The organism is Vibrio sp. AIC-3, assembly GCF_013114515.1.
GTDB lineage: Bacteria > Pseudomonadota > Gammaproteobacteria > Enterobacterales > Vibrionaceae > Vibrio > Vibrio crassostreae_C.
Map to the genome: position 1 here is coordinate 79,585 of NZ_VTXG01000018.1, position 18,364 is coordinate 97,948.

Sequence of the window (18,364 nt, forward strand, 5' to 3'; positions counted from 1 at the left end):
TGACTATGGGACAAAGGTTATGAAACTTACTACTCTAACGAATAAGTCGCTCGTAAATCTGCAAACTACGTTTAGCAGTCGAGAAGAAGCGATTTACGCACTTGCTGACCAACTGAATCAGCAAGGCAAACTGCACAACAAACAAGAGTATCTTGATGCAGTATTTGCTCGTGAAGAGCAAGGCCCGACAGCGCTTGGCGAAGGCCTAGCAGTACCGCACGGCAAGACTGACGCGGTTAAAGAAGCTGGTTTCGCTGTTGCAACATTGAAAGAAGACATGAAATGGAAAGGCCTAGATGAAGACGAAGATGTGAATCTTATCTTCCTAATTGCCATTCCAAATGCAGAAGCGGGTTCTACCCACATGCACCTGCTGACCGAACTGACAACCACATTGGTTGATGACGATGTTCGTGAAGCAGTATTAAAAGCAACAACCGTTGATGAAATCTTCGCGCTTCTTGATGGCGATAATCAGCAAGAAGAAAAACAAGACAACTTAGATACAAATGCGCCGACAATTGTATGTGTTACTGCTTGCCCTGCAGGCATTGCTCACACCTATATGGCTGCAGAATACCTTGAAAAAGCGGGCAAAAAGCTTGGCTACAAGGTTCATGTTGAAAAGCAGGGCGCAAATGGCATTGAAGATCGTTTGACGGCTGAGCAATTAAACAATGCTGTGGCGTGTGTTTTTGCTGCTGAAGTCGCGATTAAAGAAGTGGATCGTTTTAACGGAATCCCTCGTGTTGAAACGCCAGTTGCAGAACCGATTAAACACGGTGAACGCATTCTAAATGAAGCGATTGAAGAGTCGAAAAAAGGTAACGGTGCAGAGCGTACAGTGGCTACTGATGACAAACCGAAAAAACTGCCACTGAAAACTGAGCTTAAACAAGCGCTGCTTTCTGGTATTTCTTACGCAGTTCCTCTTATCGTTGCTGGTGGTACTGTTCTTGCGGTTGCTGTTCTTATTGCGCAAATTTTTGACCTGCAAGAGCTTTACGCAACAAAAGATTCTTGGCTGTGGATGTATCGTAAATTAGGTGGCGGCCTATTAGGTACATTAATGGTGCCAGTACTGGCAGCTTACACTGCTTACTCATTAGCCGACAAACCGGCACTTGGTCCTGGTTTTGCTGCGGGTATTGCTGCAAACATCATTGGTTCAGGTTTCCTAGGCGGTGTTGTTGGTGGTTTGATTGCGGGTTACGTGATGCGCTGGGTGAAAGAGCATGTTCGCTTAGGCCCTGCATTTAACGGCTTCCTTACTTTCTACCTTTACCCGGTGATTGGTACTTTGGTAGCGGGTAGCTTGATGCTGTTTGTTATCGGTAAACCTGTTGCGTTCTTAAACCAAGGTCTAACGGATTGGTTGAACGGTATGTCAGGCACCAATGCGCTGTTATTGGGTGCGATTCTTGGTCTGTTTGTATCATTCGACTTAGGTGGTCCGGTAAACAAAGCCGCTTACGCATTCTGTTTAGGTGCAATGGCGAACGGTGTTTATGGCCCTTACGCAATCTTTGGTTCAGTAAAAATGGTATCGGCGTTCACTGTAACGGCTTCAACCATGATTGCTCCACGCCTATTCAAAGACTTTGAGATTGAAACCGGTAAATCGACATGGCTACTTGGCCTTGCGGGTATTACCGAAGGTGCAATCCCAATGGCGATTGAAGATCCAATCCGTGTAATCGGCTCATTCTTACTAGGATCAGTGGTTACAGGTGCGATGGTTGGCGCGGCAGGTATTGGTCTATCGACTCCGGGTGCAGGTATCTTCTCTATCTTCTTGTTACACGATTCAGGTTTGGGCGCATTCTCTGCTGCTGCAATCTGGTTCGGTGCTGCGATTGTCGGCACAGTGATTTCAACTGTTACTCTTCTGATGTGGCGTGGTCACGCTGTAAAAAAGGGTAAGTTTGAAGCAAGTACTGCAACACAGAACTAACTGAATTTTGAGCTAGCTTCTAGCTCGCAATTAAAACACCGTATAAAAAATAACGAACAACTTGGCTGTCCTAAATGCCTGTGCTCCTAACGGTTTTATTCACACAGATTCTGGGCGTGGTTTTCTGCGCCCTAAATTTAGTGGCAGCCAATTTTAACCCCTTGAAAAACTTTAATTTAGTCGTATTTGGGTTCGAACTTTAGTTTTACTCGAAGCGACACATTTAGGTAAATGATTATGACTACATCACGCGTACACATTACTCCTCACATGCACTGGGATCGTGAATGGTATTTCACAACAGAAGAGTCTCGTATTCTTCTTGTGAACAACATGGAAGAAATCATGAACCGTCTGGAGAGCGATCCAGAATACAAATACTACGTTCTAGATGGTCAAACCGCCGTTTTAGAAGACTACTTCGCAATCAAACCAGAAAACACAGAGCGCGTAAAAGCATTGGTTGAAGCGGGCAAGTTAATTATTGGCCCTTGGTATTCTCAAACCGACACAATGCAAGTTTCTGGTGAGTCAATTGTACGCAACATGATGTATGGCATTCGTGACTGTATGAAGTTTGGCGATGCAATGAAGATTGGTTACCTACCAGATTCATTCAGCATGAGCTCACAGCTGCCAATGATCTACAACGGCTTCGACATCACGCGTGCAATGTTCTGGCGTGGTTGTTCAGAGCGTCATGGCACCAACAAAACAGAATTCTTATGGCAGTCTAATGACGGCAGTGAAGTGACGGCACAAGTGCTTCCGCTGGGTTACGCGATTGGTAAATACCTTCCACAAGACGAAGAAGGGCTGCGTGCTCGTTTAGATAAGTACTTCCCAGTACTAGAAAAGCCATCGGTGACTAAAGATATCTTGCTACCGAACGGCCACGACCAAATGCCGATTCAAAAAGACATCTTTGAAGTAATGGACAAGCTTCGCGAAATCTACCCAGATCGCGAGTTCTCAATGAGTCGCTTTGAAGAAGTATTCGAGAAAGTAGAAGCAGCGCGTGACCAACTCGACACAATCAAAGGCGAATTCAACGACGGTAAATACATGCGTGTTCACCGCACGATTTCGTCAACACGTATGGACATCAAACTGATCCACGCGGAAATCGAAAACAAGATTGTAAACATCTTAGAACCACTAGCGTCTATCGCTTGGACATTAGGCTTTGAATACCACCACGGTTTGATTGAGAAAATGTGGAAAGAGAGCATGAAGAACCACGCTCACGACTCGATTGGTTGCTGTTGTTCTGACAAGGTTCACGCTGAGATCCTAAACCGCTACATCCTTGCGGACGACATGGCGACCAACCTGATTCACTTTTACAAGCGTAAGATTGTTGACCACATGCCAGATCGCGAAGGTTGCGACAAACTGGTGATGTTCAACCTTTCACCATACGAGCGTGAAGAAGTGGTGAACACAACCATCACTATCCGTGCTCAAGAGTTCTCTATCTTTGATGAAAACGAAAACCCAGTTGAGTACTTCATCCAAGACAAGCGCCAAATTGACCCAGGTAAAGTAGACCGTCAAATTGTTCACTACGGCAACTACGACCCGTTCATGGAGTTTGATATTCAAATCAAACGCACTGTGCCAGCGATGGGCTTCACCACGTTACACATCCAAGGTAACGAGAAGGGCGCAGTAAAAGTTGCAGAACAAAAAGACTACTTGCTAGAGAACGAATACTACCGAATCAATGTAAACGACAACGGTACTCTGACTATTTTCGACAAAGAGACAGAGCAAGTATTCGACCAAGTCCTTCGTTTAGAAGACGGTTCTGATGACGGCGATGAGTACGATTACTCTCCATCTCGTCAAGAATGGTTACTGTACTCAGACGAATTCCCAGTGGAAACTTCGATCAATCACCAAGGCTTCCAATCGGTAGCGAACATCGCTTTCCGAATGAACGTGCCTGCAAACCTTGCAGAACGTGAAGAACGCACGGGTCAAAATGGGTTCATTGAAGCGCAATGCCAAGTGGTATTGAAGCAGGGTTCTCGCCGCATTGAAGTACGCATGGAGCTAGACAACCAAGCCGACGACCACCGTGTACGTGTTTTAGTACCAACGCCATTCGTTTCTGAAACTGTGGTTGCAGATAACCAGTTTGGTTGTATTACTCGACCAACCAATGACCCAGCAATGGCGGTTTGGGAAGAAGAGAAGTGGAAAGAAGCACCAGTTCCTGTGTACCAGTTAATGAACTTTGCAGCGTTAGAAAACGGCAAAGCGGGCATGGCGATTATGTCGAATGGTCTACGTGAATTTGAAGTGATTGCATCTCAAGGTGACGAAAACCGAGATACCTTCGCACTGACACTATTCCGTGGTATCGGCGTGTTGGGTAAAGAAGAGCTATTGCTTCGTCCGGGCCGTCCATCAGGCATCAAGATCCCGACACCAGATTCACAAGTGCGCGGCAAGTTAGTGTGTGAATTCACACTGTGTGGCTTCTCTGGTAACCATATTGACGCGAACATCATGGCGCAAGCACGTGACAATGTCACTCCAGTCGAATGCTACAACAAGATCCCTTACAACGCAATGAAGCTGAATGTGGGCGAGCAAAACCTACCAATGAGCTTCAGCTTGCTATCGAAACAACAAGCAGGTGCGGTACTAAGCGTACTCAAGAAAGCGGAAGACGAAGATGCGTTGATCATGCGTGTTTACAACCCGGCAGAAACAGGCTCAGTGTCGGATTCAATCTCCTTCACTCAAGCGGTTTCAAGCTGGAAAGAGACAAGTATGGATGAGCGAGTACGCGAAGGTGATCTAGCAACAGAAACCTTCGGCCAACTAGCATCTTGCCAAGCGAAAACATTCCAAATCAAATTCTAATTTCAATCACCCGCTCACCTTGGTGGGCGGGAATGGTGAACGACAATGAAAATTGTAATTGCCCCCGATTCATTTAAAGAGTCACTCGACGCTCATCAAGTTGCGTCTTGTATTGAGCGTGGGTTTGCTGACGTTTTCCCTCATGCAGAGTTTGTGAAAATGCCACTCGCTGATGGCGGAGAAGGCACAGTAGATGTGTTGCTAGAGGCGCTCAATGGTAAGAAGCAACGGCTGCACACGACGGATCCAATCGGGCGTGAATGTTCGGCTTATTGGGCTTCGTTGGAACAGACTGTTGATGGCGCCAACGTAAAAACTGCCTTGGTGGAATTTGCTCAAGCATCGGGTTTAGACATGTTAACCGTAGAAGAAAGAGCACCGTCAAACGCATCTTCGTTTGGTACTGGGCTATTGATCAAAGATGCACTAGATCAAGGTGTTGAACAAATCATTATGGGTTTGGGCGGCAGCGCAACCAATGATGCAGGTGCTGGCATCTTACAAGCGTTGGGAGGCAAGTTATTAGACAAGCAAGGCAACGAGCTATCTGGTGGCGGCGCCGAATTAAGCCGGTTAGCAAGCATCGATCTTGAAGGACTGCACCCTAGATGCAAAGAAGTGACGTTCGTGGTCGCGTGTGATGTGAATAATCCATTATGTGGCGAAAGCGGAGCCAGTACTGTGTTTGGTCCGCAAAAAGGCGCATCAAAAGCTCAAGTTGAACAACTTGATACTGCGATCGGGCACTTTGCCGATATCGCTCAAGCACATACGGGTACTAATCATCGCGACACAGCTGGATTTGGTGCTGCTGGTGGTACACCTCTGGGGTTAAGTCTTGCATTCAATATCCAAATTAAAGCGGGTATTGAGATGGTATTAGATGCCTTGGATGCAGATAAGGTTCTTGAAGGTGCTTCACTGGTCGTGACCGGAGAGGGGCAGATGGACAACCAAACCCTGCAAGGTAAAACACCTTTCGGCATCGCTCAGCGAGCTCAAAAGTTGAGTATTCCAACCATTGGAATTGCGGGCTCTTTGGGGCAAGACGTTGAAAAACTTTACGGCTCAATGTCTAGCTTATTTGGAACCGTACGTTCACCTCAGTCTTTAGACCAAGTTTTATCAGAAGCGAATCAAAACCTGACTCGCACTGCCCGTAATATCGCCGCCACGCTCAAGCTTGGTAGCCAGATTTTTAATGAGAAGTAATTATGTCTCTATTTAAACTCGACAACGTTATTCAAAACTACGCATGGGGAAGCAAAGACTCCATTAACCAATTGTTTGGTATTGTGAACCCAAACCAGGAACCTCAAGCAGAAATTTGGATGGGTGCTCATCCAAATGGTTGTTCAAAGGTAGGCGATACCGGTGAATCGCTTTCTCACATGATTGATGAAAACAAAATCGATGTCTTAGGCGGATACACGGCGGCTCGTTTCGGTGAATTGCCTTTCTTGTTTAAGGTGTTGGCCGCTGAAACACCGTTATCGATTCAGGTTCACCCGAACAAGCGAAAATCAGAATTAGGTTTTGAGCGTGAGAATGCACTTGGTATCCCTTTGAATGCGTCTAATCGCAACTACAAAGATCCAAACCATAAACCTGAGTTGGTTTATGCGTTGACCTTCTACAAAGCGATGAATGGCTTTCGTCCAATCGACGACATTATTGCCTTGTTCGAAGAAGCGGATATTCCTTCGTTAGCGATTGAGCTTAATGTACTAAAAGCCAATGCCGACAGTGATTCTTTGAAGTCGTTCTTTAGCGCCATTATGTCTCTTGAAGGTGACCGCAAAGCGTCTGCGCTTAATGAGCTTTATGCTGCACATGCGCGACCAGCCAAAACGGTCATGGGGCGTGAAGCTCTTCAATACAGCATCGAATTCAAACAGCATTATCCAGGTGATATTGGCTTATTTGCGCCATTAATGCTTAACACGGTTGAGCTGGCGCCCGGTGAAGCGATGTTCCTGTTCGCAGAAACCCCACATGCTTATGTTCAAGGTACGGGTTTAGAGATTATGGCAAACTCAGACAATGTGCTGCGTGCCGGTCTCACTCCCAAATATATCGATGTCCCTGAGCTTATCGACAACACAATCTTTGAGCCGATTAAGCCAGAAGATATCCGCCTTAAGCCTGTATTGAAAGAGGGCAAGGTGAGTTATCCGATTCCAGTGGATGACTTTGGCTTTGATATCTTGTCTGCGACTGATGAGAGCAAGTCACAGTATCTACGTAGCGCGGAGATCTTGTTCTGTGTGGAAGGAGAGGCGACCGTCACTTCAGAAGGGCGGTCAGTTTCTCTTAAGCCCGGAGAATCGGTCTTTGTAAGTAGTAATTCAAGTGTTTACCAATATCAAGGGAATGGCATTTTGGCTCGTGCTTTTAACTAGTGCCCCGTGCTAGCGATCAGCAAAAGAAATGTCAGAGTGCCACTGTAAAGTGGTACTCAATATTGGATTGATGGTTGTTACCTATCTGTCTTTGACAGTCATGATTATTGACCATACCCGCTACTCTGGCGGGTTTTTTCATTATTAGAATGAGCAGATATAAGCTTGTAGAAAAGACAAACCCTGCGATCAGAGCAGGGCTTTTTATTGAATTAGTACTGAGTGACTGGTTAGGCAATGTGCGTCATTTTATTAAGCACAAAGGTTTCAATACAACCTTCAGTCGCAGCCATGTAGTCAGCGATGTGTTGGCTCGCTAAGTGTTTCTCTAGATGAACTTCAGACTCCCAGTTCTCATGAAAAACGAAGTGAGCAGGGTTACTGTTATCTTGGTGCAGATCGTAGTTAATACAGCCGTCTTCAACACGGGTTTTATCGATCAATTTAATCATCTCAGCTTTTACAAGCTCAGTTTTGTCTTCTTTAGAGACGATCGTTGCAATAATAGTCAGTTTGCTCATTTTCAATTCCTTCGCTTTAAACTCGGTAAGTTTAAGTAATATAGTTATAAATTCAGAATGAAGAAAGAGTTCTGAAATCCAATAACTATGGTTCTTACCATCCACAATTCAAACTCGAGAGCATAGGGCCAGAGCCGAGTAGGTTATGCTTATTAAAAAAAGCCCTCATAGCAATATGAGGGCTTTTGAATAAGAATCAAACTGTGTTGTTACTGGGGTGTTAAGCGTACTGTTTTAGCTTAAGCGTATTGCTCAACCGTCATTGCCCAATTTTTCTTCTGTTGTTCGAAATTCATTTTGATTTGCTGATAACGAACCTTAAGAACAGAGTGTTCGTACTTCTTCACAACGTCTTCGCGCTTGCTTTCAAGTAGCTGTTTTTTAACTTCGTAATATTCGTTCATGTTTGATACTAGAGCATCAAACTCTTGTTGAAGCTTCTCTGCGATTTGTTGCTTGTCGGCACGATGCATGATTTTTTGCTGGGTGCGTTTAAGTAACATTGACGCTTCAGCTTTCTCAATACGAGCTTGAGGGGTCTTCTTAAGCTTACTTGTCAGTCCCATCAATGAAGCACTTTTGATCAACCACTTTGTAGGATCGTATTGCCACCAGTAGATGCCGTTACGGTAGTCGTTCTCAAAAATGTGGTGGAAGTTATGGTAGCCTTCGCCAAAAGTTAGAACCGCCAACACACCGTTATCGCGGGCCGTGTTTTTGTCGGTAAAAGGTTGGCTACCCCAGATGTGAGCAAGAGAGTTAATGAAGAATGTTGTGTGGTGGTTAAGTACCAAACGAACAGCGCCTACGATTAACAACATGCCAAGTACGTCACCGTAAATAACACCTAATGCGATAGGGACTCCGAAATTCATCAGTAATGCCAACAGAACGTAGTGCTTGTGCTGCCACATTACGATCTTGTCTTTCTTCAGGTCACGACAGTTTTCATAGTTTTCATACATTGAGGTGCTGTAATTACGAATCATCCAACCAATGTGCGAGTACCAAAAGCCGCGTTTTGCAGAGTACGGGTCTTTGTCATTATTATCGACATGTTTGTGGTGTACCCGGTGGTCAGAAGACCAGTGTAGCGCGCTGTTCTGCAGAGCAAACGCACCACCTAATGCAAACAGGAATCTTAGGCTTGAATGCGCTTCAAACGCTTTATGTGACCATAAGCGGTGATAACCCGTCGTGATTGAAAGGTTACAGAACGTAAAGCAGATTGCTAGCCATATCCAGTGCTCCATGCCATAGCCAAAAAAGTAGCCATAAACGGGAGCCGCAACAACAGCAAGCAGCATACTAAAAGAGAATACAAAAATATTGAGCCAGATTAATGGCGGCTTTTTTGTAGATTGTTTGTCGGCACTATTCATTAGCAAATTTCCATTGGGCTTACATCTGTGCGCTAGAATATCAGCGTACACGTGTAAGTCAATATTGAAAGTGTAAACGTGTATTAGTATGTTTTGCTTAAATATTGTATAAAGGTAGTGTGAAATGTAGTAGCAAGTCATAAATGGAAGTACTAAGGGCTAATAAATGGAAATTAAGGTAGCTGAATATAAAGATTATGAGCGGATTGCCCAATTACACGCGGATAGCTGGAAGCTATATTACCGTGGCATCCTTGCTGATGATTACTTAGAAAATGATGTTTTGGAGGACAGATCTGTTATTTGGCAGACTCGTTTGATTAATCCTCCTTTCAACCAACATGTTTTATTGCTAGAAGAAGGCGGTTTACTGGTTGGTTTCGTCTGCGCGTTTGGCAATCACAACTTTGAACGAGGTACGTTCATTGATGCGTTACACGTAGACAATAATTACCGCGGTCGCGGTGTAGGCAAGCGTCTATTGTCTGAACTATCGAAGTGGTTACAGCAATACTATTCGGATTCAGGGCTTTACCTAGAAGTGATGTCTGAAAATCGCCAAGCTATCGCGTTTTATGAAGCAATTGGAGGCAAAGAAGAGCTAGAGCAAGTTTGGAATGCACCATGTGGTAGCCAAGTGAACGAAAAAGTGATTTCTTGGAACTCTCCCGTTGAACTTGAACAGAAAACAGCAAGCGTCGTGTATTCTTAGACGATTCTTGTTGAATACTGGTTCCTTGCTTAATTGCAACGCTTACCAAAGCTGAAGAATAAAGATAAAAGCCCCGAGCATTAAATTGTTCGGGGCTTTTTTGATTGGAGTAGTCGTCTTTTTTGTTAATCGCTAAGGTGCGTGAAATACTGGGTGATTAATCACACCATGTGATCTTATTCCTACCGCCTTTCTTCGAAATGTAGAGTGCTTGGTCGGCGTCGTCGATAAGTTGCTCGACAGAACCAAGGGCCTGAGGTGCATGTTTTACACCGATTGAAATCGTTACCTCTAACCTAAGGCGAGAAGGGGACTCTAAAAGGGAGTTAACTAGCGATTCAATTGAAGCCTTTGTTTCCCCTTGCACCATCACCAAAAATTCTTCACCCCCGTATCGAAAGCAGTTACTGCTAGTCGGTAGTCGTTTTTGAATCTCATCGGCCAGTTCTTTAATCACCATGTCACCCATTTGATGGCCGTAGGTGTCGTTAATCGATTTGAAATGATCAATATCTATCATGAGCGATGTAATGGATCGCTGACGGTCTATGCTCGGTTCTATCACCTGATGAAGATAAAGGCGGTTGTAGCAGCCCGTTAGTGCGTCTTGATAGGAAAGGGCCTCGAACATATTAGATTGCTTGCGAAGCTGAATCGCTTGTTTGCGGAGTTGCTCGGATTGAGCGAAACGTTTGTGTACTTCCAGGTCACGTCTAACACAGGCCGCTGAGATTAGGATGTAAGCCGAGATATAAACGGAAATTGTTTCTATTTCATGCTCTGGCTCCGCTTCATAAAGCAGTGGCGCAAGGCCGATGAGATAAGCCAAAAAGATAAACGACAGCGTAGATATACCGTATCTGGCTGACAATCTTGAAAACGTACCAATGTAGATCATCACTAAAATGATGCCACCTTGGTAATCGAAGTTGTTCAGCTCGATGGCTAGTCGACCGACATAGACCAAGAAAAGTGAGCTAATTACAAGGAAGGCACTTTCTACGAGTTCCAAAACGTTGGGTTTGTTTGTAATACAGTATCTGGCGGCGGCCATCATCAATAAAAAAAGTATGACTCGGAAAATGATAGGCGTAATGCACTCGCTACCAAAGTGGATGTAGTCGGTGACGATAAAAGCACAGAATATTGAGATAGGGGTGTAGATGAAATTTATGTACGGCAAATAAATTTCATTATCGAAATAGGTTTTAAATCTTTGATTCTTGAACCCAGAATAAGAGCGCATTGAGAAATTAGCCGAGATTGATACACAATAATTTGCGTAGTATGTCACAGTCTTTGGGATTGTAAACGACCGTTTCTATAGATTTGTCAGTATGTTAGCTAGATCAACAAACGGTAACAGGCAATATTCACGCTCTATCATCGATAGAACGTGAATATATTAGAGGCAGGTGTAAGAGTGGTAAACAGAAACTAAAGTAGATTAATAAAAACTAATAGCGATTAACGCTTGTTCTTCAAGTAACGCTTACGACGCTCTTCTTTTTTCTTAATCTGTTGTTCGGCTTTCAGCGCAGCCGCTTCTTCAACTTCGATCAGCTCTTGTGTGATCATTTCAGGTAGCTCAAGTGTTACCTTACCTAAAGTGCCGTTACGCAATTCGTGAAGCAGGATTTCTGAACATTTGTGAATGTCGATATGACCACCGGCACGAAGTGCACCACGCTTACGGCCAATCGCTTCCATCAATTCGATGTCAGACTCAGGCAGCTCTTCAATTTGGTAGCGCTCTTGCAAAAGGTTAGGGTACTGCTTTGCTAGGTATTCTACTGTGTAGAATGCCACTTCATCGTATTCCATTGCTGTATCTTTTACAGCACCTGTTGCAGCCAAGCGGAAGCCACTGTGTGGGTTTTCTACTTTAGGCCAAAGGATTCCTGGAGTATCTGAAAGGATCACGCCATTTTGCAGATTGATACGTTGTTGGCGACGAGTTACCGCAGGTTGGTTACCAGTAACCGCAATCGTACGTCCAGCTAAGCAGTTGATGATGGTCGATTTACCCACGTTCGGGATGCCCATGATCATTGTACGAATGTTTTTGCCCATCTGTTCACGGTGCGGTGCCAGTTTACGTACCAGCTCCATAACGTGGTTAACTTCTTCTTTTACGCTAGTCGTAATCGCAATCGCTTTAACGCCTTGCTCCTTCTCGAAGTGCTCAATCCAACGTTGAGTCAGTTCAGGATCTGCAAGGTCACGCTTGTTCAGCACTTTTACACAAGGCTTATCGCCGCGCAGTGAAGAGATCATTGGGTTTTCACTACTGAACGGGATACGAGCGTCCAGTACTTCGATGATCACATCAACTTGTGGGATAACTTCTTCGATTTCTTTGCGGGCTTTATGCATGTGACCCGGAAACCATTGAATAGACATAGAGATAAACCTTGATAAATATATTTGCTGCACATTGTAAGGGTTGGATGATACGTGTAAAGGTATATCTATCCCGACCTTCAATGAGCTCAGTGAGTTTGCTTGAAGTATAGGCGACTTGGTGATGTTTATTTAGCTGATGATTGACCTATTAAAGGTGGGAGCCGCTAATCTTGTAAAGCGTAAAAAGCCGCTATGTCTTTCAAATCTTGATCGTTAAGCTTACTTAGTTGCGCTCGCATCATATCCGCGTAATCGCCCTGCCTATCTCCGGTTTGATACGCTTTCATTGTATTAAAGAGATAGGTTGGATCTTGGCCAGAAAGCTTAGGATAGGAGTTATTAGTCGATTGACTGGTAGGGTTATGACAAAAAACGCAGCTTGGTGATTTAACTTTACCTAGTTCAGCGTCGCCAAAATCAGAGGCATGAAGGTTAGAGGAAAGAGCTAGTAATATTAGAGCGAAGGTTGGGTAATGCACGTTTTTACTCCGATAAAAACATGATTATAAAGCTTCCCCTAAGAGGAAGCTCAAGTCTTATTTGTTCTGGGTGAACATTTAGTATGGCTTAAAGCGCATTTTCCAACTTAGTTAGGAAAGTAGCGATGTCTTCTGAACTGATATCTCTATGAGTAACAAATCGAACAGGATTCCCTGGTGACATCGTAATGCCTTGTTCGCCCAGTTCGCGTGCGATTCGGTTGATATCCACAGACTCATCTAACTTAGCAAATACAATGTTAGTTTGAATGAAATCAGGGTTAACAGAAAAACCTTCTAGTTTGCTTAAACCAATCGCTAGATTTTTTGCGTTCTCGTGGTCAGCTTTAAGTTGAGTAACGTTCTCTGTTAAAGCCATTTTTCCCGCTGCGGCAAGAATACCTGCCTGACGCATACCGCCACCCACCATTTTACGTAGGCGGCGTGCTTTAGCGATGTACTCTTTACTACCAAGAAGTAGAGAGCCAATCGGCGCGCCTAAGCCTTTTGATAAGCAAATCGTCATAGAATCGAAATGTTGTGCGATCTCTTTGATGTGTACATCTAATGCGACTGCTGCGTTATAGACGCGCGCGCCATCTAGGTGCATTTGAAGTCTGTGTTGGTTTACGAATTCACGTGCTTCCGCTAGATAAGACATTGGCAGGACTTTACCATTGATCGTGTTTTCTAAACTAAGAAGCTTGGTACGAGCAAAGTGGCTGTCGTCGGGCTTAATCGCAGCGGCAAGCTTTTTAAAGTCTAAAGTACCGTCTGGGTTATTCTCGATTGGTTGAGGTTGGATAGAACCAAGGACCGCAGCGCCGCCAGCTTCGTATTTGTAGTTGTGCGCCTGCTGGCCACACAGATATTCATCACCACGCTCACAATGCGCCATTAAGCCAAGAAGGTTGGCTTGTGTACCTGAAGAGGTAAACATTGCCGCTTCAAAGCCTGTCTCATTTGCTGCCCACTGTTCTAGTTCGTTGACGGTTGGGTCATCGCCATAAACATCATCGCCCACTTCTGCGTTTGCCATTGCGTCACGCATAGCTTGCGAAGGTTTAGTTACGGTATCAGAACGAAAGTCCATGTTTCTCTCCTAGAGTACTTTAGGTAGCCATATAATTGGCTATAGATGGCCACATAGTTGGGCTTTACTTAAACAAGCGATAGTTTTGGTATCAGTGATTTGATCGTGTCGTATTTTATCGTGCAGTTCTTCTAAACTCAGTTCGATCACTTCTATTACTTCATCGTCATCGCATTCAAAGCGGGTAGTGAGGCTTAAGTCTTTTGCGACAAACAGATACTGTATTTCATCACAGAAGCCAGCCAAAGGGGTGACTTGCCCCAAGCTTTGAAAGGAAGTTGCGCTGTAACCGGTTTCTTCTTCCAATTCACGCTGGGCACATTGAAGAGGTGACTCATCAATTTCCATCGTGCCTGCAGGTAGTTCCAAAAGCCATTTCTTAAGAGAAGGGCGGAATTGGTTAATGAGGATGATTGTTCCAGACGAAGTGATAGGAAGAATAACTGCCGCGCCAGGGTGGTTTATTGTTGTATGTTTTACCACGACGTTCGTAGGGAGCGTCACGTTCTCTTCTATGAGAGAAATACTTTTCCATTTATGGATAACTTTACTCATGCAGTCTGGCCACATTCCTTGCCAATTTTTCGTATAACGGAAGACGTGCACCACCATAACGTCTATGGTGTCGAAAATAAAAGAAAAATTAGGGTTAGCAATAGATTTAGTTTCACGCCGTTCGTGATGTTACTCTCATAATTGGAATCTATGATTGCGCCAAAATTACCGACGTAACCATCTGATATAAATGCAACTCAATAATAAAATACACTTGTAACAAAGTGCTAACAAATGTATAAAAACATATCTACACTCTCAATTGTTCAAAGATTTTCGGAGTAACGCATGAACCCTTCTATTTCTTCACATGCTGACAAGGCGCTACTCTCTGAAAGAATCAATAAATTAGCGCATGCTCTCTCTGATGGAGTCTATGAAAGAGAAGACACGATTAAGCTATGTTTACTGGCTGCATTGGCTGGTGAAAGCGTGTTTCTATTAGGCCCTCCGGGCATTGCAAAAAGCCTTATCGCAAAACGTCTTATTCAGGCTTTTGACAACAGTAGTTATTTTGAATATTTGATGACACGTTTCTCTACGCCAGAGGAAGTGTTCGGCCCGCTAAGTATCCAAGAATTAAAAGACAACGGTCGTTATGTAAGGCTGACCGAAGGTTACCTACCAACAGCACAAGTTGTATTCCTTGATGAGATCTGGAAAGCCGGCCCTGCAATCCTAAACACGCTACTTACTGTCGTTAACGAAAAGACTTTCAAAAACGGCAGTGATATTGAACGTGTACCGATGCGTCTACTAGTATCGGCATCCAACGAACTTCCAGATGAAGACAGCGGCTTGGAAGCACTTTATGACCGTATGTTGGTACGCGTGTTCGTGAACCGTATTCAAAACAAACAAAACTTCAAATCGATGCTGACGACGGGTACTTCTCAAGAAGCGGTAATTCCAAAAGGTTTGGCGATTACGGACATTGAATACCATCAATGGCAGAAAGAGCTCGATAAGCTGGAACTGACAGACAATTCGTTTGATAAGTTGTTTGAACTAAAAACCATGCTTGAAGAGACGGTTAAGAAGCAAGGCTCTGCTTCAGAGTCAGAATTGTATGTATCAGACAGACGCTGGAAGAAGGCCGTTAAACTATTGAAAGCGAGTGCGTTCTTCAGTGGTCGCGATAGCGTGAACCCGCTGGATATTATGCTTCTGCAAGATTGTTTGTGGCATAGCCCAGAATCACGTGATGTGGTTCGTAGCGTGGTGAAAGACTTTGCATTGAACCGAGCGTTTGATCAACAAGAGTCGAAAGCTCAAATTGAAATGTCTCGTGAAGAGTTAGAAGAGATTCAAGACGATGTTGAATCAACGTTGTCGGTGTCACTTTCTATGGAGTCAACCAGTGGCTTGTTGCGTAAAGATGTTTACCAGAATGACATCAAGAACGCGAAAATGTACAGCGTGGGCAGTGCTTACAATCTAGTGAAACTGGTTATGCTGCAAAGCAACATGTCGGTTTCTGAATCTGAGAAAGGCGATAGCCGTTGGGTATACGTAGCCAAAGACGATTTTGATCGTGTTCTTAAAGAAGGTCACGGTGATATTTACGGTTACGTAAACGAAAATAAAAACCTATGCCGTTTAAAACTCGACTTGGATGCATCAAACCAATTAGTGATTAAAGACATCGCCAATCGCTCTGTATTGGTGAGTGTGGTTACTACTGACGGTTTAGACCAAGAACTGTACAACAAGTGGTTGAGTGGCGCTGAGAAAGCCTTAGAACAGTTAACTGAAGCTGAATTCAAGTTAAAACGCGTTCGTACTGAATTCCATGATGCATTACCTCATAACTATATTGACCCTGATTTACCAAAAGCGATGGAAGCAAGTTTGCAATCGGTAACGCAAGATCTTGAAACCACGAAAGTGAAGAGTGCCAAGATCGCTCAGCGTATTAAGTTTATGAGCCAGTACTTCGAGTAAGAGGAGAGCATATGTTAGGAGCAGACGGCTTAAACCTCGCTTTGATGGTAGCTGATTCCGGAATCATTGATACCGCGATGAATGATCTCATCGCTCGTTCTCAAGTCATGATGGCTGCAGAGAACAAAGGTGTGAAAACATCAGTGAAAAACCACTTAGTTAAATGGCGCGGTAAAGTTAAAAAACGCGTTACTAAGGTGTGTGAAACTGATCGATTCCAAGAGGAAATCGCCCTTTACCAAGAAGTGATTTACTGGGATGAACCTCAGTTCTTTGATGAGATTGACAGCGTTATCAAAAAGCTGGAGTGGCACTCAGCGTTTTATCTACAAGCTCGACGCCTTATGGAGAACAACAAGGGTGTTTATAACGCGATGTTTCCACACTACTTTTGCGACCAATGGTACCAATCACTTTCTGATGCGATTAAACAAGCTCAAGTAACTGAACTTGAAACAAGCAAAGAAAAAGTCTTAGCCGATCTTTATCAGCGCATGGAAACCATGAAAAACATGGATAAAGTGACTGAGTCGGGTGACGAAGGCAGTGTAGGGCGCTTGTGGGACATGGCTTCTGCCAAATTAAGCAAAACAGACCTTACCATCATGAAACGTCATGCTGAGTTCTTGAATAAGCACAAGGGCTTGCAAGAGATCGCTGAAAAGCTAGGCCGTATGGCTGGTGAGGAAGATGATCCTTCGCTACACAAAGCCCCTGTAGAAGAATTGCAGGTGGTTGAAGAGAAAAGCGATGAAGCGGTCGATGATATTGTCGGGATTCATGAAAGTGATGACCTTAACAAGATGCTGCCAAACGAAACCATGTTCTTAGCTTATCCTGAACTTGAGGTTATCTTTTACAAGCACTTGGCCGACAAGCGTTTACTGAGCTATCGCTCGCAAGGTAAATCACGCACGTTACGCAAAGTGAAGGCGCAAAAACCAGATAGCAAGAACATCGATATTGAAAAGGGCCCGTTTATCGTCTGTGTGGACGCTTCGGGTTCTATGAGTGGTTTCCCTGAGCAGTCTGCTAAAGCAATGGCTTATGCCTTAATGCAAATTGCTCTTGCAGAAGAGAGAGACTGTTATGTGATTCTTTTTTCTTCTGAGCAGATTACCTATGAGTTAACAAGGCAAGATGGCCTACGTGAAGCGAGCGACTTCTTAAGTTACTCATTCCACGGCGGTACGGATTTGGAACCTGTTCTCATGAAGTCGATTGACCTAATGACTGGTGATAAATACAAGAATGCCGATTTAATCGTACTTTCTGACTTTATTGCGCCGAAACAATCAGACGAAATGATTGCTCAGGTTGAAAAGTTGAAAGAACACAAAAACCGTTTCCATGCGGTTAGCCTTTCTAAGTATGGCAACCCTCAACTTATGACTATGTTTGACCACTGCTGGGCGTATCATCCGAGTCTTGTCGGTCGTTTCATGAAGAAGTGGTAACGCTAGAACATCTTGTTTAACTCCATTTTGCTGTGTGTTTTTTGATTGAAGAGATCGAACATGCAGCAATTTGATTTAAATGTCAGCAAACGGAATTTAAATTCACTTTTTTGTTTGACTATCTCCCCTCAATCCGTAAAGTAGACACCCGAACACAGCGGTGCGGCTTACTTAAGTCCCTAAAGTGTTGAATTCAAAAGGCGCCTTGGCAGAGTGGCTATGCAGCGGATTGCAAATCCGTGGACCTCGGTTCGACTCCGGGAGGCGCCTCCATTCTTTCTCTTAGTTTTATAAGTAAGAGATATTAAGAATGAAAATGCGATACTAGCTCAGTTGGTAGAGCGCAACCTTGCCAAGGTTGAGGTCATCGGTTCGAACCCGATGTATCGCTCCATATTTTGTAGTGTTGGTTCATTTCGACATTAAGATGGTGTTTTACTTTTCAGTAATCGGCATCGCAATAAAGTATTGCGTGCCCTGGTGGTGGAATTGGTAGACACAAGGGATTTAAAATCCCTCGACGTTCGCGTTGTGCCGGTTCAAGTCCGGCCCGGGGCACCATCTATTTGATTATTACCTCGC

At 44.2% G+C, this 18,364-nt stretch carries 14 protein-coding genes and 3 tRNA genes; 10 read left to right on the forward strand and 7 right to left on the reverse strand.

Going from position 1 to position 18,364, the window contains the following annotated elements:
- The first annotated feature begins 19 nt into the window (after window positions 1–19).
- The 4 genes from mngA (at window position 20) to manA (ending at window position 7,233) form a co-directional block, all read left to right on the forward strand.
- Entirely contained in the window at window positions 20–1,954 is a 1,935-nt protein-coding gene (gene mngA, locus F0229_RS13820; protein WP_171733063.1) for a PTS 2-O-a-mannosyl-D-glycerate transporter subunit IIABC, read from the forward strand.
- A 237-nt stretch (window positions 1,955–2,191) separates the two neighbouring features.
- Entirely contained in the window at window positions 2,192–4,831 is a 2,640-nt protein-coding gene (gene mngB, locus F0229_RS13825) for a mannosylglycerate hydrolase (protein ID WP_171733064.1), read from the forward strand.
- 45 nt (window positions 4,832–4,876) lie between these two features.
- Entirely contained in the window at window positions 4,877–6,043 is a 1,167-nt protein-coding gene (locus tag F0229_RS13830) for a glycerate kinase (RefSeq protein ID WP_171733065.1), read from the forward strand.
- A 2-nt stretch (window positions 6,044–6,045) separates the two neighbouring features.
- Window positions 6,046–7,233 (forward strand): mannose-6-phosphate isomerase, class I, encoded by a 1,188-nt coding sequence (gene manA, locus F0229_RS13835; protein ID WP_171733066.1) that lies wholly within the window; start codon window positions 6,046–6,048, stop codon window positions 7,231–7,233.
- Window positions 7,234–7,463: 230 nt separating this feature from the next.
- Here the strand turns inward: manA and F0229_RS13840 are convergent, their stop codons facing one another.
- Together F0229_RS13840 and F0229_RS13845 are read right to left on the reverse strand one after the other, a co-directional pair.
- Window positions 7,464–7,754, reverse strand: a complete 291-nt coding sequence (locus F0229_RS13840; RefSeq protein ID WP_017062602.1) for a putative quinol monooxygenase — start codon at window positions 7,752–7,754, stop codon at window positions 7,464–7,466.
- Between the two features lie 239 nt (window positions 7,755–7,993).
- Window positions 7,994–9,136 (reverse strand): fatty acid desaturase, encoded by a 1,143-nt coding sequence (locus F0229_RS13845; RefSeq protein ID WP_029405586.1) that lies wholly within the window; start codon window positions 9,134–9,136, stop codon window positions 7,994–7,996.
- Window positions 9,137–9,302: 166 nt separating this feature from the next.
- Here F0229_RS13845 and F0229_RS13850 point away from each other — a divergent pair, with 166 nt between their 5' ends.
- Window positions 9,303–9,848: a GNAT family N-acetyltransferase gene (locus F0229_RS13850; protein ID WP_055318731.1), complete on the forward strand. Its 546-nt coding sequence runs from the start codon at window positions 9,303–9,305 to the stop codon at window positions 9,846–9,848.
- A gap of 157 nt (window positions 9,849–10,005) precedes the next feature.
- Here the strand turns inward: F0229_RS13850 and F0229_RS13855 are convergent, their stop codons facing one another.
- The 5 genes from F0229_RS13855 to F0229_RS13875 all read right to left on the reverse strand — a co-directional run bounded on the left by F0229_RS13855 (window position 10,006) and on the right by F0229_RS13875 (window position 14,381).
- Window positions 10,006–11,031 (reverse strand): GGDEF domain-containing protein, encoded by a 1,026-nt coding sequence (locus F0229_RS13855; protein ID WP_171733067.1) that lies wholly within the window; start codon window positions 11,029–11,031, stop codon window positions 10,006–10,008.
- A gap of 284 nt (window positions 11,032–11,315) precedes the next feature.
- Window positions 11,316–12,251 carry a ribosome biogenesis GTPase YlqF gene (gene ylqF, locus F0229_RS13860; protein WP_029405588.1) on the reverse strand — a complete coding sequence of 312 codons (936 nt, stop codon included), beginning with the start codon at window positions 12,249–12,251 and terminating at the stop codon, window positions 11,316–11,318.
- Window positions 12,252–12,418: 167 nt separating this feature from the next.
- The gene (locus tag F0229_RS13865; protein ID WP_017069125.1) at window positions 12,419–12,733 is read right to left on the reverse strand and encodes a cytochrome c; all 315 of its coding nucleotides are present in this window, start codon (window positions 12,731–12,733) and stop codon (window positions 12,419–12,421) included.
- A gap of 88 nt (window positions 12,734–12,821) precedes the next feature.
- Window positions 12,822–13,826 (reverse strand): low-specificity L-threonine aldolase, encoded by a 1,005-nt coding sequence (gene ltaE, locus F0229_RS13870; protein WP_171733068.1) that lies wholly within the window; start codon window positions 13,824–13,826, stop codon window positions 12,822–12,824.
- A gap of 39 nt (window positions 13,827–13,865) precedes the next feature.
- Window positions 13,866–14,381, reverse strand: a complete 516-nt coding sequence (locus F0229_RS13875; protein ID WP_171733069.1) for an NUDIX hydrolase — start codon at window positions 14,379–14,381, stop codon at window positions 13,866–13,868.
- 288 nt (window positions 14,382–14,669) lie between these two features.
- Between F0229_RS13875 and F0229_RS13880 the strand changes: the two genes are divergently transcribed.
- The 5 genes from F0229_RS13880 to F0229_RS13900 all read left to right on the forward strand — a co-directional run bounded on the left by F0229_RS13880 (window position 14,670) and on the right by F0229_RS13900 (window position 18,343).
- Complete coding sequence (locus F0229_RS13880) at window positions 14,670–16,325, forward strand: ATPase RavA domain-containing protein (protein ID WP_017067123.1); 1,656 nt, start codon at window positions 14,670–14,672, stop codon at window positions 16,323–16,325.
- An 11-nt stretch (window positions 16,326–16,336) separates the two neighbouring features.
- Window positions 16,337–17,782, forward strand: coding sequence for an ATPase RavA stimulator ViaA (viaA, locus tag F0229_RS13885; RefSeq protein WP_017064542.1), 1,446 nt, complete (start codon window positions 16,337–16,339; stop codon window positions 17,780–17,782).
- Window positions 17,783–17,981: 199 nt separating this feature from the next.
- A tRNA-Cys gene (locus tag F0229_RS13890) sits at window positions 17,982–18,055 on the forward strand.
- 45 nt (window positions 18,056–18,100) lie between these two features.
- A tRNA-Gly gene (locus tag F0229_RS13895) sits at window positions 18,101–18,176 on the forward strand.
- A gap of 80 nt (window positions 18,177–18,256) precedes the next feature.
- A tRNA-Leu gene (locus tag F0229_RS13900) sits at window positions 18,257–18,343 on the forward strand.
- Window positions 18,344–18,364 lie beyond the last annotated feature (21 nt).

Bases quoted from the DNA above. Each gene is read 5' to 3' on its own strand.
- ylqF (WP_029405588.1), bottom strand. From the start codon at position 12,251: ATGTCTATTCAATGGTTTCCGGGTCACATGCATAAAGCCCGCAAAGAA.
- F0229_RS13850 (WP_055318731.1), top strand. From the start codon at position 9,303: ATGGAAATTAAGGTAGCTGAATATAAAGATTATGAGCGGATTGCCCAA.
- viaA (WP_017064542.1), top strand. From the start codon at position 16,337: ATGTTAGGAGCAGACGGCTTAAACCTCGCTTTGATGGTAGCTGATTCC.
- F0229_RS13845 (WP_029405586.1), bottom strand. From the start codon at position 9,136: ATGAATAGTGCCGACAAACAATCTACAAAAAAGCCGCCATTAATCTGG.
- F0229_RS13880 (WP_017067123.1), top strand. From the start codon at position 14,670: ATGAACCCTTCTATTTCTTCACATGCTGACAAGGCGCTACTCTCTGAA.
- mngA (WP_171733063.1), top strand. From the start codon at position 20: ATGAAACTTACTACTCTAACGAATAAGTCGCTCGTAAATCTGCAAACT.
- F0229_RS13830 (WP_171733065.1), top strand. From the start codon at position 4,877: ATGAAAATTGTAATTGCCCCCGATTCATTTAAAGAGTCACTCGACGCT.
- F0229_RS13875 (WP_171733069.1), bottom strand. From the start codon at position 14,381: ATGAGTAAAGTTATCCATAAATGGAAAAGTATTTCTCTCATAGAAGAG.
- mngB (WP_171733064.1), top strand. From the start codon at position 2,192: ATGACTACATCACGCGTACACATTACTCCTCACATGCACTGGGATCGT.
- manA (WP_171733066.1), top strand. From the start codon at position 6,046: ATGTCTCTATTTAAACTCGACAACGTTATTCAAAACTACGCATGGGGA.
- F0229_RS13840 (WP_017062602.1), bottom strand. From the start codon at position 7,754: ATGAGCAAACTGACTATTATTGCAACGATCGTCTCTAAAGAAGACAAA.
- ltaE (WP_171733068.1), bottom strand. From the start codon at position 13,826: ATGGACTTTCGTTCTGATACCGTAACTAAACCTTCGCAAGCTATGCGT.